The sequence below is a fragment of the Paenibacillus sp. 453mf genome (genome assembly GCF_900116105.1).
GTDB lineage: Bacteria > Bacillota > Bacilli > Paenibacillales > Paenibacillaceae > Paenibacillus > Paenibacillus provencensis.
This window is the reverse complement of the sequence record NZ_FPAC01000001.1, coordinates 2,195,332-2,211,612: the sequence shown is the minus strand read 5'-3', so window position 1 is coordinate 2,211,612 and position 16,281 is coordinate 2,195,332. Positions and strand designations below refer to the sequence as shown.

Here is a 16,281-nt window from a genome sequence, read left to right as displayed (position 1 = left end):
GGGGAGAGAGAGCATGTTAGACAATCTGGAGCTTATTAAGCAAAGAGAAGAACAAGAGGGCAAGCTTGTATTGGTCAAAGCTACCCCTGAAGAAACGAATGATATTGTATTCTTGCTGAAGGAAGCAGCTGAATGGATGGTCGCAAGCGCTCTGAAGCATTGGACACCGGATATGTTTACTTCAGAATCCGTTCGCTCCTATTTTGATGACCGTGAAGTATATGTCGCTTACTTGAACCAAGCACCTGTCGGTATGTTCACACTGCAAGGAAGTGATCCTTCTTATTGGGGTCCTCTTAATGATGATCGTTACGGCTACTTGCATCGACTCACGGTCCGCCAAGCGTACCGCAAGCGAGGCATTAGCGAATGGCTGCTTGATGCTGCAGAAGAAATCGTACTCTCCAAAGGTAAGAAGGCATTAAGGCTGGATTGTATTACACACAGTCCGAAGCTAAATGCTTTTTATCAAGGGCTTGGATTTAAGCATCAAGGTGTAACGGACATGGGTGTCCGGGTCGTAAATTTGTACGAACGATAGAATGTAAAATTCACGCTACATTATATGATAAGTGAAAAGAGCACTCCTAGAAGAAGGAGTGCTCTTTTCGTTTGAAAATGTTATTATGAGGATAAGCCTTCCGCACGAAGGCGGCCCGTTTTTTCATATACTTCTTTGAGCAGTCGATTAGGCTGAGTACGAACAGCAGGCTTAGAAACGACGGTCTCGTGTGGTCCAATGACCACAATTTCGTCCACTTTGCCTTTAATGACCGCGCCATCTCTAACAATGGCACCTTCGCCAATAATAGCGTGCTCAATCGTTACATTACGGCCTATTTTTGCATTCGGCATAATTACACTATCTTTAATGGAACTGGATTTTCCAATCTCGACACCGTAGAAGATGACCGAACGGTCTGCATCACCTTCAATGGCGCATGTTTCATGAACCATACAGCTGTCAAAGCTGCTTGTTCTCGGTTTATGTGCACTTGGTTTAGTACGCCATTTGCGAGTGAACATCGGCCATGTTTGTTCAGATTCCTTATTCAAGGTTACTCCGTTCAAGAGATCCATATGCGCATCCCACAGCGATTGAACAGTGCCTACATCTTTCCAATACCCGTTAAAGTTGTATACGTACAGCGGCTCCTCACTCTGCAGCATGGCTGGAATAAGGTCTTTACCGAAATCATGTCCAGAATCATGAATCGCAGCATCACGAAGCAAATGCTCCTTCAAGTAGCTCCACTTAAATACATAAATACCCATTGAAGCCAGGTTGCTTTCCGGTTTCGCTGGTTTTTCTACGAACTCGGTAACACGCATATCTTCATCAGCACCCATCACACCAAAGCGATGCGCCTCATTCCATGGCACTTCAATAACAGCAATCGTTGCTTGAGCACCTTTGTCTGTGTGGTACTGCAACAGCTCACGATAATCCATTTGATAAATGTGATCTCCGGAGAGAATAAGTACATCTTCTGGATCATGTTGATCTATAAATTCAATATTTTTATATATGGCATCCGCAGTGCCGCAATATCCTTCTTCACAACCGATATTCCATGAAGGAAGGAGTGATATACCATTTCCTCCAGTCTGGTTCAGCTTCCAAGGCTCTCCTTCACCAATATGTTGATGCAGAGATTCAGCCTCATATTGTGTTAATACTCCTACTGTATCAATTCCTGAATTTACGCAGTTGCTGAGAGGAAAATCGATTATTCGATAATTTCCACCAAAGTGAACAGCAGGTTTAGCAATGCTCGATGTCAAAGGCGCAAGGCGCTTTCCTTCTCCTCCTGCGAGCAACATGGCGATGCAATCTTTCTTAGCCATTTCGTTTCCCTCCCGAATGTAATTGTTGACGTTGAGATATTATTAAACGGCGACCTTCGCCCGTGAAACAACCTTTTCAGAAAACATGACAAATAAATAAAAAAATTGTGTTTGAGCTATTTTTGCTATTCAAATTGGTGAAAATGGGGTAATAATGTGATTGAAATTCTAATTGAAAAAGCAGGTGATCTTTTGATCGAGAACAAATGGTTGGAACAATCCATCTCTTCTGAAGATATTTATTATTTTCATGAAGGGACATCTCATTTCAGTCATCACTTTTTGGGGGCTCACCCCGTAGTGGAAGATGGAGTTAAGGGTTACCGATTTACGGTATGGGCTCCCAACGCGATAAAAGTGGGTCTTGCTCACGATCGTAACGGTTATCACGGCCTAGGCGAGTCTGATCTCTTATATAAGATACCCGATTCAGGACTTTGGACTCGTTTTTTTCCTGAAATTATAGAAGGAATTTTTTACAAATATCATATAATTTCTCCCCATGGTGAATCCTTACTCCGTGCGGATCCGTATGCCTTCCAGGCAGAAGTAAGACCGGCAACGGCTTCGGTAACAACGGATATCGAAGGATATGTATGGCATGATGCTGCGTGGCGCCGTAAACAGAAGGAGCCATATAACAAACCGCTCCATGTATATGAAATGCATTTTGGAACATGGAAGCAAAAAGATGACATGAGTTTCTATACATACCGTGAAATGGCGGAGCTGCTCATCCCTTATCTTCTTGAAATGTCCTATACTCATGTCGAGTTCATGCCGCTGAGTGAGCATCCATACGATCTGTCTTGGGGATATCAGAATACAGGTTATTTTGCCCCAACCAGCAGATATGGTACTCCTAAAGATTTGATGTTTTTGATTGATCAGCTTCATCAAGCCGGTATAGGCGTAATTCTGGACTGGGTACCTGCTCATTTCGCCAGAGATGCACACGGACTTCGTATGTTTGATGGTACACCGCTCTACGAATATGCGGATCCACTCAAATCCGATAAGCCGGGCTGGGGGACACTGAGCTTCGATTATTCAAAGCCTGAAGTAAGATCGTTTCTGATCTCAAACGCCATTTACTGGATGGAAAAATATCATATTGATGGTCTGCGGATTGATGCGGTAACGAGTATGCTAAGGCTGGATTTTGAGAAAAGTAATGGTCAATATACATTGAATGAATTTGGCGGCGTTGAAAATTTGGAAGCCATCGATTTTATTAAACAGTTAAATACGACGATCTATCACTATTATCCTAATGCACTCATGATGGCTGAAGAATCAAGCGCTTGGCCCGGTGTGACAAGCCCTGTATTCGCTGACGGACTTGGATTCAATTACAAATGGAATATGGGCTGGATGAACGATACCTTGGAGTATTTCAAAACAGATTTTAACGAGCGGCCTCATAAGCACAATTTCCTTACCTTTCCTGTCGTTTATGCACAGGCGGACAACCACCTGCTTCCTCTCTCTCATGATGAAGTTGTTCATGGGAAGAAGTCGCTGCTTGACAAGATGCCGGGCAACTATGAGCAGAAATTTGCAGGTCTTCGTACTTTACTCGGTTATTTCATGACCTTTCCTGGCAAAAAGCTGCTCTTTATGGGAGGGGAATTCGGTCAGTTTATCGAATGGAAGGATGAAGAGCCCCTCGATTGGTTCTTGCTGGATTATGAGAGTCATCGTAAGCTTCATGCTTACTCCAAAGCGCTAAATGAATTGTATATCCGGGAAAAAGGACTATGGGAACTGGATCATGCTGGTGAAGGCTATGAATGGATATCAGCAGATGACCACTCGCAAAGTGTCATTTCCTATCTTAGAAAAGGCAAGAAGCCAGGTGATACGCTGATCGTGGTCATTAATCTTCAGCCTGTAGCTAGACAGGATTATCGTATAGGTATTGCAAGGCCTGGCTCGTATACAGAAATTTTTAATAGTGACCTTCAGGAATTCGGCGGGGAAGGGCTGCATGTAAATAACGAAATTCGCACTGAGAAAACTTCCTGGCATGGACAGCCGAACAGTCTGGTACTCAAGCTTCCGCCACTTAGTGTCGTGATTTTGAAAAAGACAACCCGTGGCAAGGTGAAGCCGGACGCTAAACCCGTAGATCTCAAAAATGAGGCTACACAAGATAAGAAAAAAGCGGTCAAGCCCAAAAAACGACAATCGAAGAAAGTACTGCAGGATGTTCCGATTGTATAAACACACCAGCAGTGTATATGTAGAGCGAAAGCATTGATCAAGGAGGAAGCACAAATGAATGTACTATTCGCCGCAGCAGAAGGGCATCCATTCATCAAAACGGGAGGGCTGGCCGATGTCATCGGCGCTTTGCCTCAGGCATTGCGTAAAAATGGGGTTGATATTCGAGTTGTACTACCCAAATATAAAGGCATTCATGACCGTTACCGTGAGAAGATGGAGCCTGTAACGGTGACCGATGTATACGTCGGCTGGCGTAAGCAGTATTGCGGAGTAGAGCGTCTTGTTCATAACGGCGTCACATTCTATTTCCTCGATAACGAATATTACTTCGGCAGAGATGGGATATACGGTTATATGGATGATGGTGAACGATTCGCCTTCTATAATCGTGCAGTTCTGGAAGTGATACCTCTACTGGATTTCGAGCCGGATGTGATTCATTGTCATGACTGGCATACTGGAATGATTCCGTTAATCAAGATGGCACACTATGATCATCTTCCAGAGTATCAATCTATTCGAACGGTGTTCACGATTCATAATCTGTTGTATCAAGGTATATTCCCATACGAGGTACATCATGACTTGTTAAATTTGCATGACCGATATTTTACGATGGAAGGTGTAGAATATTACGGTAACCTAAACTTTATGAAAGCGGGCTTAGTCTATTCCGATCATGTATCTACCGTTAGTCCGACCTATGCTGAGGAGATTAAGACAGCTCACTATGGATATGGCCTTGATGGGCTGCTTCGATCACTTGGCGGCAAGCTGTCGGGAATCGTTAATGGGATTGATACGGACAGTTATAATCCTATAAATGATAAGGATCTTAAAGCGGTATATTCCCCAGCAGATATGAAGCAAAAACAAAAAAACAAAGCTGCTCTTCAACAGGAGCTTGGATTGCCGGTTCGACCTGAGGTTCCTGTCATCGCGATGGTTACCCGTCTTGTGGAGTCCAAAGGTCTTGATCTAGTATGCAGAACACTTGATGAACTATTGTATTACGACGATGTCCAGTTTATTCTGCTGGGCACAGGTGAACATGCATACGAGCATTGGTTCTATGAGGCAGGGCTTCGTCATCCTGAGAAGATGTCAGCACAAATAAGGTTTAATGAAGGCTTGTCCAGAAGATTCTATGCCGGAAGCGACCTGTTTCTTATGCCTTCGATGTTTGAACCTTGCGGAATCAGCCAGCTGCTCGCATTGCAGTATGGAAGCATCCCGATTGTCCGGGAGACAGGTGGGTTGAATGATACGGTACAGGCTTACAACGAGTTCACTGGAGAAGGAACAGGATTCACCTTTACCAATTACAATGCACATGACATGCTGTATACCATAAGAAGAGCAATGATGTTCTATGATCGCAAAGATCATTGGCAGAAGATGATGTCCAATGCCATGAGCGGAGATTATAGCTGGGGAGTTTCTGCACAAGCCTATATCGATATTTACGAGAGTCTGATGAAGAATTAACTCCATATCATTCAAGCATTTACGGTTTAGTAAAGAGCTATAAATAATTATAAATAGGGTACCGAGAAATGAACTCGGTACCCTATTTGCTTTGACGTGAAATTAGTTGTTGTTCGTAACACGGTGGGCCGCTTTAATGCGGTTAAGCAGCTCTGGTTGTGTAATAACATCATATGCCGTATTCCCAAGAGCCTTGGCAGCGAGAATCATACCTGAGAGTGCTCGTTCCTGCATCGCCAAATCTCTAAATTCCTTTGAGTGAAGCGCATGCTTCTCTTCAATTATTTTGATGTAGGGATGAATGGCTGGAATTTTTACAGACACATTGCCCATATCCATGGAGCCGTGATCATCTCCTGTACTGATCTCTTCCTCACGAATTCCAAGCTCTATTAAGTTGGCGCTAAAGGCATCAGACAAAGTCTCATTCGTGTTCATCTCGTCATATGAAGTTTCATAATTGGAGGTTCTCAGCGTGCAGCCGGTTTGCAGAGCAGATCCTTCTGCAATTTTGATGACACGATCAGTTAGCACTTCAAGCTCTTTCCGTGTAGATGCCCGGACATAAAACTGGGCAGAGGCGTAATCCGGAATAATGTTGGCAGCTTCACCGCCATGGTTAATAATGCCATGGATGCGGACGGTGCTCTTCACTTGTTGACGAAGTGCATTTATTCCATTAAAAGTTTGGATAACAGCATCGAGTGCATTAATCCCTTCATGGGGACTTGCGGCCGCATGTGAGGACTTGCCGAAGAACTCAAATTGAATAGCGTCCATGGCCAGGGAAGTGCCTGATTTCTCATACGCATAGAAAGGATGTGTCATCATGGCAATATCACAGTCATCAAATAATCCGGCAGCAGCCATGGGTACTTTGGCTCCTTTTGTTTCCTCAGCAGGTGTACCGAATACTTTGATGGAACCTCCGATCTCATCAATGACCGATTTGAGACCCACTGCAGCGCCCAGACTCATCATACAGATTAAGTGATGTCCACAGGCATGTCCTAGTTCAGGAAGGGCATCGTACTCACACAGCAGTGCAATTCGCGGTCCGGGCTTCGCTGCGTTATAAGTGCCGATAAATGCTGTCGCAAGGCCAAGCACAGGTGCCTCAACTTCAAAGCCGTGGAAGATCAGCTCTTCCTTAAGTCTAGCGGATGCAAGGAACTCCTCATTCCCGAGCTCCGGGTTCTGACCAATATATAATGAAATCTCTTTGAAACGGGAACTATATTGATCAATGGTTTGATTAATGGTCTGTTTGCTCAATTCAAATCGCTCTCCTCTTGTATGCAATGCAATGTTTATAAATGAAGGTTTACATAAATCCCCAAAAGAAAAACAAACGTCTATTGATGAATGGTCTCATCACACAAGCATTATAGCATTGTAAGCACGTGAACGTCTTTAACTTTGTCGCATTTCAGCAGGTAGAGTCGATTAGTATCGGATATCTGTGAAAATTATTGGAAGTTCATTGCATATTCATACATTTTCACTTATAATGATGTTTCGATTATTAATAATTATGATTATAAGTCAGTTAAGGAGAGACAAAGGTTGAAGAAAACATTTCGGTTGCTAATCCTCTTTATGTGCATGATCATCCTGCTTCCTGCAGGACTTCAAGCGGCTTATGCACAGGATGCAAATAGTGACAAACAAGAGTTAATATTGGGAACAAGTGCAGATTTTCCCCCTTATGAGTTTCATACAACAATAGATGGTCAAGATCAGATTGTAGGTTTTGATATCGAAATTGCGAAGGCAATCGCTGAGAAGATGGGAGCCGAGCTGGTTATTCAGGACATGGGCTTTGACAGCCTGCTTCCAGCGCTGCAGAGCGGCCGTGTTGACCTCGTAATATCCGGTATGACGCCGACGGAAGAACGTCGTCAGAGCATTGATTTTTCGGATCCCTATTATAAAGCGAGACAAGTTGTCATCGTTCGTGCGGAAGATAAGGACAAGTACCAGACAATGGCTGATCTAGAGAATACGAAGATCGGTGTTCAGAAAGGCTCTATTCAAGAGGATATCGCGATGGGTGTGCCGAATGCGAGTATAACCTCACTGGATAAGATCGGCGATATCGTAATGCAGCTTGAAACCGAGCGTGTAGATGCACTGATCGTAGAGGATACGGTTGCTGCCGGTTATCTCAACGATGATATTGTGCTCGCAGATGCTGTACCGGATGAATCCGAATCCGATGCTGCGATCGGTGTTCAAAAGGGGAACACAGAGCTGCTAGCGGTCATTAATGAAACGCTTGCTGAGCTTAAGGCTGACGACAGAATTACGGAAATGGTGGAGGAAGCAAGTCTTCTGGCAGCAGGCAAGACAGGTGAGAAGAATATTTTGGAAGTAGCTTGGGAGTATCGCAGTTACTATGCAAAAGGGATCGGATATACCTTATTGCTGTCTGCTCTCGGTGTAATCTTCGGTTTCCTGATTGGTCTTATCATTACACTGGTTCGCATGTCGGGACTTAAGATCCTTGCATGGCTGGGTACTGCTTATGTTGAAGTGCTGCGCGGAACACCGATGCTCGTTCAGCTTATGATCATTCACTATGGATTGGCACTCGTGTTCGGTATTAATCTGTCTCCGCTGCAATCGGGTGTGATCACACTATCCATTAACAGCTCCGCCTATCTTGCTGAGATTTTCAGAGCAGGGATTCAGGGCGTGGACAAAGGACAGATGGAAGCTGCCCGTTCACTCGGTATGACTCGTGGAGCATCGCTTAGACACATCATTTTGCCACAGGCAATGAAGACGGTTCTTCCGGCCATCGGGAATGAATTCATTACCATTATTAAGGAATCGTCTATTATTTCAGTCATCGGTATGATGGATATTATGTACCAGGCTAATACGGTTCGCAGTATTACGTATCAAGGTCTTAGCCCGTATATAATTGCAGCGGTCATCTACTTTATCCTTACCTTCATGCTGTCCAAGCTGCTAGGTGCATTTGAAAGGAAGTTGAGAACAAGTGATAAGCGTTAAAAATTTGCATAAATCCTTTGGAGATCTAAATATTCTGAAGGGAATCGATATCGAGATTGGCAAAGGAGAAGTTGTCGTCGTGATCGGTCCTTCGGGATCTGGCAAAAGTACATTTCTACGCTGCCTGAATCTGCTGGAAGTGCCGACAGATGGCACTATATTGTTTGAAGGCAATTCCATAACCGATCCGAAGCATAACATTAACTCTACCCGTGAAAAAATGGGCATGGTATTCCAGCATTTTAATCTGTTCCCTCATAAGACAGTTGGAGAGAACATAACGCTTGCTCCGGTCACGGTGAAGAATATTGCTGCACAAGAAGCAGACAAAATTGCAGATGATCTCCTCAAGACAGTGGGATTATCTGATAAAAAGAATATTTATCCTAACCAATTGTCAGGCGGACAAAAACAGCGTATTGCGATCGCGAGAGCTCTTGCGATGCAGCCGCATGTTATGTTGTTCGATGAACCAACCTCAGCGCTGGACCCCGAGATGGTTGGAGAGGTGCTGGATGTGATGAAGAAGCTTGCCGAAGGCGGAATGACGATGGTCATCGTGACACATGAGATGGGCTTTGCCCGCGAAGTCGGTGATCGCATCCTATTCATGGATGGCGGTAAAATTGTCGAAGAAGGAACGCCAGAGGAAGTATTCGCGAATCCTAAACATCCGCGCACAAAGGATTTTCTTAGCAAGGTATTATAACTATTATATCTGTAAAGAGATTAACCCCAGACATTCGTGTCTGGGGTTTTTTTGTGTATCAATAGGAGTTGATCAGATTGTTTCCAACATTTACATAATACAAGGTTACAAAATTGTGATATATTTACGTCAGTCAAATTCATGAGGGAGGACATTATGTTTAAATCTTTCAAGAAGACTAGCATTGCTGCAGCGGTCGTCTTAGGTGCGGCATTGATGGTTCAGGTAGTTCCTGCACACGCAGACAAAGTACATACTGCTGTAGAAGGAGACACATTTTACACACTATCCAAAAAGTATAAAGTGAATTTACAGCAGCTTATGAATGCAAATAAAAAAATCTCGCCATACAACATCTACGGCGGATTAAAGATTACAATCCCGACAACCTCCAAGCTTACTGCCCAAGCAGCTGGCAGCAACCCAGCAGTAACTGCCAGCTTAAATGTAGACAGCTCGAACAAAGTGGTTGAAGCATGGGGTAAGAATTTCGATTACAGCAAAACGCTTAATGTCAAAGCGACAGCCTACTCCTCCGATCCTGCAGAGAACGGTGGATACGGAGCCGTTGATTATTTCGGTAATGATCTGGAGCTCGGTACCATTGCTGTCGATCCCGATATCATCCCTCTCGGTACCAAGGTACTCGTGACAGGACATTCTCATGACGGACTGCCTGACAAGGCTTTTGTAGCCACGGCGACGGATATTGGCGGAGCGATTAAAGGTAACAAGATTGATATCTTTATTCCTGGAAGCCCAAGCTTTGTAAGCAAATTTGGAATTCAGGACGTGAAATTATATTTCATTAAAGAATAAGTTGTGAAATAGATTCGATTATTGAACTTTGTAACCCGTGAAGAGCCGCTCTGCTTTCACGGGTTTTTTATTTTTCCAGGCTAATCCCAAGCAGCTCAGGGACAGTGACAAGCTCATATCCCAAGGCTTGGAGCCTAGTAATTACCTCAGGAAGAGCCTGAATGGTACCGCTGAGATTGGAACCTACTCCGCCCCCGCCATGCTGAAGGACAATCGCTCCAGGCCTTATGCCCGACATAATATTCTTTATCACCTTATCTTTGCCAATTCCCTTCCAGTCGAGTGAATCCACGTTCCAATTAACCACACGATAAGAATGGGCCATAGCCCACTGTAACTGCTCCTCGGTAATCTCACCGTAGGGGGGGCGAATCATCTTTGGATAATAATGAATGTATGGGTATGCAGCCTGTTCTGTCTTTTGAATCTCTTTAATAAATTGATCTAAAGTCAGTCGGTTAAAGTCAGGATGTGAATAGCTGTGATTTCCGATGGCATGACCTTCTTCGTGAATCCTTTTAAACAGTTCAGGGTATTTCTCAATCCGATGACCATTAGCAAAGAAGGTGGCTGTCACACCATGGCTTTTCAGAATATCAAGAATTTGCGGAGTAAACCTGGGATCAGGAACATCATCAAATGTGAGAGCAACCTTGTTAACCCTTGGTCCATTGGTCAGAAAGTAATGGCTGTATTTCTTGCGGAGCTGCCCGAGAGTTGGTGAATTTTGTTCTGAGGAAGCCTTTGAAGAATCCGGTTTGTTTATGGCTGCTACTTGCTTTGTACTAATATAGGCATCTGACATGTCTGTGAAAGTGAAAGCACTTACTATGGCAATAAAAGGCATCAAAATAAAAATGTAGTTTAACAAACGCTTCAATATAATTAACTCCTCTGTTATGTATTTGGTGGCATAACTACTGCGAATTAGGCAAAATCCGGGATACGAATAAGGGGTTACTTGTTTGTTATTACCTTAGCAGGATGATATTATTCTAGAAAAAAGGACAAGGAGCTGAGATGCGTTGAGTCAATTGTTCGAGGCCTTTAAGGTGAAGGGCATGGAATTAAAAAATCGTGTTGTCATGCCGCCGATGTGTCAATACAGTGTTACGGAGGAGGACGGAATTCCCGGCGATTGGCACTATGTGCATTATGTCAGCAGAGCTGTAGGCGGTACGGGCTTGATCATCGTAGAAATGACCGGTATTCATCCGGACGGAAGAATTACCAATCTGGATACAGGTCTATGGAGTGATGAACAGATCCCGTCCTATCGAAGGCTGGTTGATGCCGTACATTCCTATGGGTGTAAGATCGGGATACAACTCGGCCATGCAGGCCGTAAGGCTCAGGATGCGAAGCCGCCTGTCGCACCTTCAGCGATTCCATTCAGCGAGCGGTATGAGGTGCCAAGAGCGCTAGAGTACGAAGAAGTGAAGCAATTGGTAATCGACTATAGAGAAGCGGCGAGAAGAGCTGTAGAGGCAGGTTTTGACACAGTTGAAATCCACGGAGCACATGGCTACTTGATTCACCAGTTTCACTCTCCCTTGACGAATAATCGCGAGGACGAATACGGTCAGGACTTATCACGATTTGGTGTTGAGATCATCACAGCGGTTAAAGAGGTGATTCCAAGTGACATGCCGATCATCATGCGTATTTCCGCGAAGGAATATGTAGAGCATGGCTATGATGTTCGATATGCTGTTGAACTTGGCCAAAAATACAAGGACGCGGGTGTGGATATCTTCCATATTACCTCGGGAGGAGAAGGTCCGATCGGTTCGGATGGCGGCCCCGCTGCCAGAGCCGGATATCAGGTGGAGCTCGCGCATGTATTCAAGAGTGAGCTGGATCTTCCGGTGATTGCTGTTGGCCTGTTGGAAGATTATGAGGATGCGAGAAATGTAATTGAATCGGGTCAAGCCGATCTTGTTGCAGTCGGTCGGGGAATGCTGCGTGATCCATATTGGGCGCTGCACGCTTCTCAAGCCATTGGCGGCAAGCAGTCTGTACCCAAACCTTATTTAAGAGGATTTTAATGTGCCGCCCCTGTCTACAGCTCCATTGAGGCAGGGATTTTTTGTGTTAAAGGTTTAGGTTTAATAAATATTTGAAACGGAATTTAAAGTGATCCGTAATATTGGATTAGAAGCAACTTGCTAAGTTATGAAGATTGATGCTTATAGAAAACCAATTTGGGAGGAATATGAAATGTCGTTTTTTAAAAGATTGCGTGATGTTACCATGTCTAACCTTAATGCACTGATTGACAAGGCTGAGGACCCGATCAAATTAACGGATCAATATATTCGTGATATGCAGGAAGACCTTGAAGATGCGGAGAAGGCTGTTGCATCTCAAATTGCCCTAGAGAAAAAATTCAAGTCTTTGTACGAGGAACAAGAAGCGTTGGTTAAGAAGCGTGAAGAGCAGGCACATACCGCTGCCAAAGCCCAGAACATCGATCTGGCTCGTCGTGCATTAGAAGAGAAGAAGAATGTTGAAGCGAAGCTTGCTGAGTACAAAGTAAGCTATGAGCAGAACAAGGCAGCAGCTGACAATCTCCGCAGTAAGCTTGAGGAGATGCGGAAGCAGCTCGCTGAAATGAAGAGCAAGCGTGAAACTCTGGTTGCCCGATATAACGCAGCCAAAGCACAAACTGAAATTAACAAGGCGATGAATGATTTTAGCTCGGATTCCGCAACAGCCGGTCTAAAACGGATGGAAGATAAAATGCTGCAGGCTGAAGCCTTGGCAGAAGCAAGCAATGAAATGAACAAGAAGGATAAATCTCTCGACGAAGAGTTTGAGAATATTGGTAAAGACCAGGCTGTTGAGGACGAACTCGCTGCACTGATGAAGCAGTACGACAATAAATAAGTATTTTATTGATGAAGAGATGAATGGATAACATGATCAGCACATATATAAGCGAGGGAGAGACCTTTACAGTTTCTCCTTCGTTTTTCTTGAGGAGTTATCTTGAACAGTGGGGGATGTAAGCCGAGATGGAATTTATGGATATTTTACGCATGCTGGTATGGACAGGATCGGGAGCTGTATTACTTTTTATACTGATGTATATCGATTCGCTGTTTACGAAGTATAAGGATTTTGCAGAAGTGAAGGCAGGCAATATGGCGGTTACAACGAGACTGATTATGAAGCTGTTTGCACAAGGATACATTTTGTCTTCGTCAATATCTGTTTCGTATCATTTAGGGGACGCATTAATTGTATCGGTTATTTCTTTTATCATTCTGCTTGTGATCGAAGCCGTGGTCCATTTTATTATTCGCAGGTTTGCTGCCTTTGATATTGATGGAGGCATGCAGCAGGGCAAGATCGGATATGGGTTGTTCTCCGGAACACTGCATATGGTTGGGGCACTGATCATTTCGGCTTCACTATAATTAAGATCGAGAAGACGTAGGGGATTGATAGATAATGAGTATATGGAAAAGAGTAACGAGTCTGTTGTCGAAGCCAAAGCCGGAGCCGCAAGAGAAGAGCATGCTGCAGCTGGCTCCTGGAGATATATGCGAGGTTTCACTCATTACTTACGAGGTCGTAGGAAGAGTGCAGAATCGTGGACGCAATGCAGTCGTGCTTACGATTCAAGACGGAAATCAGCTTGCATACTTGCATATTGAAGAGAGAGAACGACTCACATACGGACTGTATCAGCCGATTGATGGACGGCTCGACAGCCCGGATGAAGTACCGACAACAATAGAGCTTGATGACCGAGATTATCATATGGAAGAACAATACGCGGGGCATGTGCTGACAACAGGAAGAACTCCTTTCTCCCAGAGCGGAGAGCAGCATGTCTGGCAGTATCAGTCTGATGACAATCATCTGCTCAGGATTGAATGGCAAAATGGGCGTTTCATGCTGTACGAGGGAGAGCACATCATTCCAGCAGATGTTAAAGTTATTCGGGCAACCTAGGAGAGGTAAACCATGAACAAGCGTTTTTTTTACACGATCAAAATTGTACTTGTCCTCAGTTTATTCGTCTCTGTACTTAGTGGATGCGGAACAGCATCTGCGGTCAAAGAGAACTACCCGCTCGAATCTGTGAATGGCAGCGGCAATTCAACTTCCTATGTGTATCGTGCTGCGGGTATGACGGTGCCTGAAGTTGCGGATGAGCTGATGGAAGAGAGATCACCGGAAGAAGTATCTCCACAGGATATAGAGCGAATGTTCCTTGTATATCCTGATGAATTGTATCATCTCCAGCAAGATCCAGAGACACCGGAAGATACGCTTATTGAAGTAGACTCACAAGAATATGTTAGACAGAACTACAGCTCCTCCTTTCTCCAGGGATATATAACGGCATCGATTCTCGACAGTATGTTTGATTCCTTAAAAGGCGCGGGGAAATATCGGGGTTATACAACTCAGAAGACTTATAAACCGTCCCAAGGAACGTATCGGACGCCTACGGATAACGATAAGTCGATGGCACCTCCACTGACAACGAATAAGAGCGGATCCATTATCAGGAGAGGGCTAGGAGATACAGCCGACACAAGCAAGTCAACATCAGGAAATAGTGTGCTCGAACGAGGATCTTCATCATCCTCTTCTAGCAAAGGAAAGATTGAACGAGGGAAGAGCGGCGGATCAAGCATATTCTCATCTCCTAAGAAGAGCAGCCGGCCCAAAATCAAAATGGGTTCAGGGCGAATTTCAAGGCGAAGGTAAGCAGGGGAATAATTATAAGAGCTGGACCTAGAGTTGATTTAAACTTTAGTTCCAGCTCTTTTTTTGAACAGAATCCTGGAATCAGGCTGTACAGACCTTGCAGGGGCAGAAAGAAGCCGCTACACTTTGGAAAAAGATGATAAACATAAGGAGTATATGATGGCAAATATATCAACGGATCCAAAGTTCAACCGCAAAGCGATGCAAGTAGAAGCTGCTCAGCAGATGATCAGCAGGCATGTACAGGAGATGGACACAGAGCTCGTAAGCATTGATAAAGTGCATGGCCGTACGATCAGCAGAGATATTCGCGCACCGCATCCCTATCCTTATTTTCGCAGATCGGGGATGGATGGTTACGCTGTGAAGAGCAGCGATCTTGATGGGGCTTCTGGCAGGAATCAAATCTGGCTCCAAATCGTCGACGAGATTCCATGTGGATATGCATCGGACAAAGTCATCTACGCTGGAACAGCTGCCAGAATTATGACGGGAGCACAGGTGCCGGATGGAGCCGATGCCGTCGTCATGATCGAAGCAACTGAGGTCCGGAATGAAGCTGGAGCTACAGCTGTCGGTTTCAAACGTCCCATCACAGCAGGCACCAATATTACATCCATTGGTTTAGAAATTTCAGAGGGTGAGCTGCTAATCAAAAAGGGAACACTGTTGTCTGCAGGAGAAATATCGGTCCTCGCTACCTTCGGATTTCACGAGGTACCGGTATATCGCAAGCCGCAGGTCGCTATCTTCGCAACAGGAACGGAGCTGCTTCGTGTAGATGAAGAGCTGCAGCCCGGCAAAATTCGAAACAGTAACAGCTATATGCTCGTATCTCAAGTGAAGCAGGCCGGTGGTGAGCCTCATCTGCTGGGTTCGATCGTGGATGATATTGAGCTGGCACGGCATATGCTGGAGGAAGTCGTCCAGAAATACGATGTGATTATAACGACCGGTGGAGTCTCCGTGGGAGACTATGATATTATGGGAGATCTTGTGCGACAGGACGATGTGGAAATGCTGTTTAACAAGGTCATGATGCGTCCAGGCAGTGTGACGACGGCAGCTGTCGTACAACATAAATTGTTATTTGCGTTGTCTGGTAATCCAGGTGCATGTTATGTCGGGTTCGAGTTGTTCGTAAGACCAGCTCTTCGGATGATGCAGGCTTCGGATTCGCCTTATTTGGAGAAGTGGACAGCAACCTTAGGAGAAGATTACTCCAAGGTTAACAACTTTACCCGATATGTCCGGGGTAAACTAAGCATTAAGAACGGAAAAGTGTACGCATCTGCGGCAAAAGTGGACGAGTCGAGTGTTATGGTCACGATTAAAGACAGTGATTGCCTCATTATTGTTCGTCCTGAATCCAAGGGACTTAAGGCAGGGGAACCTATAGAACTGCTTAAGCTAAATACAGCATCCGGATGCTAGCTGAA

The 16,281-nt window shown here is 44.6% G+C and carries 15 protein-coding genes; 12 read left to right on the top strand and 3 right to left on the bottom strand.

Annotated features, from left to right (window positions below; translation table 11 throughout):
* Positions 1-13: 13 nt before the first annotated feature.
* Positions 14-541 carry a GNAT family N-acetyltransferase gene (locus tag BM415_RS10395; protein WP_091157599.1) on the top strand — a complete coding sequence of 176 codons (528 nt, stop codon included), beginning with the start codon at positions 14-16 and terminating at the stop codon, positions 539-541.
* An 83-nt stretch (positions 542-624) separates the two neighbouring features.
* Here BM415_RS10395 and BM415_RS10390 read toward each other — a convergent pair whose 3' ends face one another.
* A complete protein-coding gene (locus BM415_RS10390) occupies positions 625-1,848 on the bottom strand; it encodes a glucose-1-phosphate adenylyltransferase (protein ID WP_091157597.1) in 1,224 nt (407 codons plus the stop codon).
* Between the two features lie 165 nt (positions 1,849-2,013).
* Between BM415_RS10390 and glgB the strand changes: the two genes are divergently transcribed.
* Both glgB and glgA read left to right on the top strand, forming a co-directional pair.
* Positions 2,014-4,074 carry a 1,4-alpha-glucan branching protein GlgB gene (gene glgB / locus BM415_RS10385; RefSeq protein ID WP_244533288.1) on the top strand — a complete coding sequence of 687 codons (2,061 nt, stop codon included), beginning with the start codon at positions 2,014-2,016 and terminating at the stop codon, positions 4,072-4,074.
* Positions 4,075-4,128: 54 nt separating this feature from the next.
* Complete coding sequence (gene glgA / locus BM415_RS10380; RefSeq protein ID WP_091157594.1) at positions 4,129-5,565, top strand: glycogen synthase GlgA; 1,437 nt, start codon at positions 4,129-4,131, stop codon at positions 5,563-5,565.
* 102 nt (positions 5,566-5,667) lie between these two features.
* Here the strand turns inward: glgA and BM415_RS10375 are convergent, their stop codons facing one another.
* Positions 5,668-6,840: a M20 family metallopeptidase gene (locus tag BM415_RS10375; protein ID WP_091157592.1), complete on the bottom strand. Its 1,173-nt coding sequence runs from the start codon at positions 6,838-6,840 to the stop codon at positions 5,668-5,670.
* Positions 6,841-7,131: 291 nt separating this feature from the next.
* On the opposite strand from BM415_RS10375, the gene BM415_RS10370 reads away from it, so the two are divergent.
* The 3 genes from BM415_RS10370 to BM415_RS10360 all read left to right on the top strand — a co-directional run bounded on the left by BM415_RS10370 (position 7,132) and on the right by BM415_RS10360 (position 10,114).
* Complete coding sequence (locus BM415_RS10370) at positions 7,132-8,586, top strand: ABC transporter substrate-binding protein/permease (RefSeq protein ID WP_091157590.1); 1,455 nt, start codon at positions 7,132-7,134, stop codon at positions 8,584-8,586.
* Positions 8,573-9,295, top strand: a complete 723-nt coding sequence (locus BM415_RS10365) for an amino acid ABC transporter ATP-binding protein (RefSeq protein ID WP_091157588.1) — start codon at positions 8,573-8,575, stop codon at positions 9,293-9,295. Before BM415_RS10370 ends, BM415_RS10365 begins: the two co-directional genes overlap by 14 nt.
* A gap of 156 nt (positions 9,296-9,451) precedes the next feature.
* Positions 9,452-10,114 (top strand): 3D domain-containing protein, encoded by a 663-nt coding sequence (locus tag BM415_RS10360; protein ID WP_091157586.1) that lies wholly within the window; start codon positions 9,452-9,454, stop codon positions 10,112-10,114.
* A 67-nt stretch (positions 10,115-10,181) separates the two neighbouring features.
* Here BM415_RS10360 and BM415_RS10355 read toward each other — a convergent pair whose 3' ends face one another.
* Entirely contained in the window at positions 10,182-10,994 is an 813-nt protein-coding gene (locus BM415_RS10355; protein WP_244533206.1) for a polysaccharide deacetylase family protein, read from the bottom strand.
* Between the two features lie 145 nt (positions 10,995-11,139).
* On the opposite strand from BM415_RS10355, the gene BM415_RS10350 reads away from it, so the two are divergent.
* From BM415_RS10350 to glp, 6 genes are all read left to right on the top strand, one after another.
* Entirely contained in the window at positions 11,140-12,162 is a 1,023-nt protein-coding gene (locus tag BM415_RS10350) for an NADH:flavin oxidoreductase/NADH oxidase (RefSeq protein ID WP_091157584.1), read from the top strand.
* 172 nt (positions 12,163-12,334) lie between these two features.
* A complete protein-coding gene (locus tag BM415_RS10345) occupies positions 12,335-13,003 on the top strand; it encodes a PspA/IM30 family protein (protein ID WP_091157582.1) in 669 nt (222 codons plus the stop codon).
* A gap of 128 nt (positions 13,004-13,131) precedes the next feature.
* Positions 13,132-13,536 (top strand): DUF350 domain-containing protein, encoded by a 405-nt coding sequence (locus tag BM415_RS10340; protein WP_076312739.1) that lies wholly within the window; start codon positions 13,132-13,134, stop codon positions 13,534-13,536.
* Positions 13,537-13,570: 34 nt separating this feature from the next.
* Positions 13,571-14,077 (top strand): DUF4178 domain-containing protein, encoded by a 507-nt coding sequence (locus BM415_RS10335; protein WP_091157579.1) that lies wholly within the window; start codon positions 13,571-13,573, stop codon positions 14,075-14,077.
* Between the two features lie 12 nt (positions 14,078-14,089).
* The gene (locus BM415_RS10330; RefSeq protein ID WP_091157577.1) at positions 14,090-14,842 is read left to right on the top strand and encodes a DUF4247 domain-containing protein; all 753 of its coding nucleotides are present in this window, start codon (positions 14,090-14,092) and stop codon (positions 14,840-14,842) included.
* Positions 14,843-14,998: 156 nt separating this feature from the next.
* Entirely contained in the window at positions 14,999-16,276 is a 1,278-nt protein-coding gene (gene glp, locus BM415_RS10325; protein ID WP_091159185.1) for a molybdopterin molybdotransferase MoeA, read from the top strand.
* The last annotated feature ends 5 nt before the right edge of the window (positions 16,277-16,281 follow it).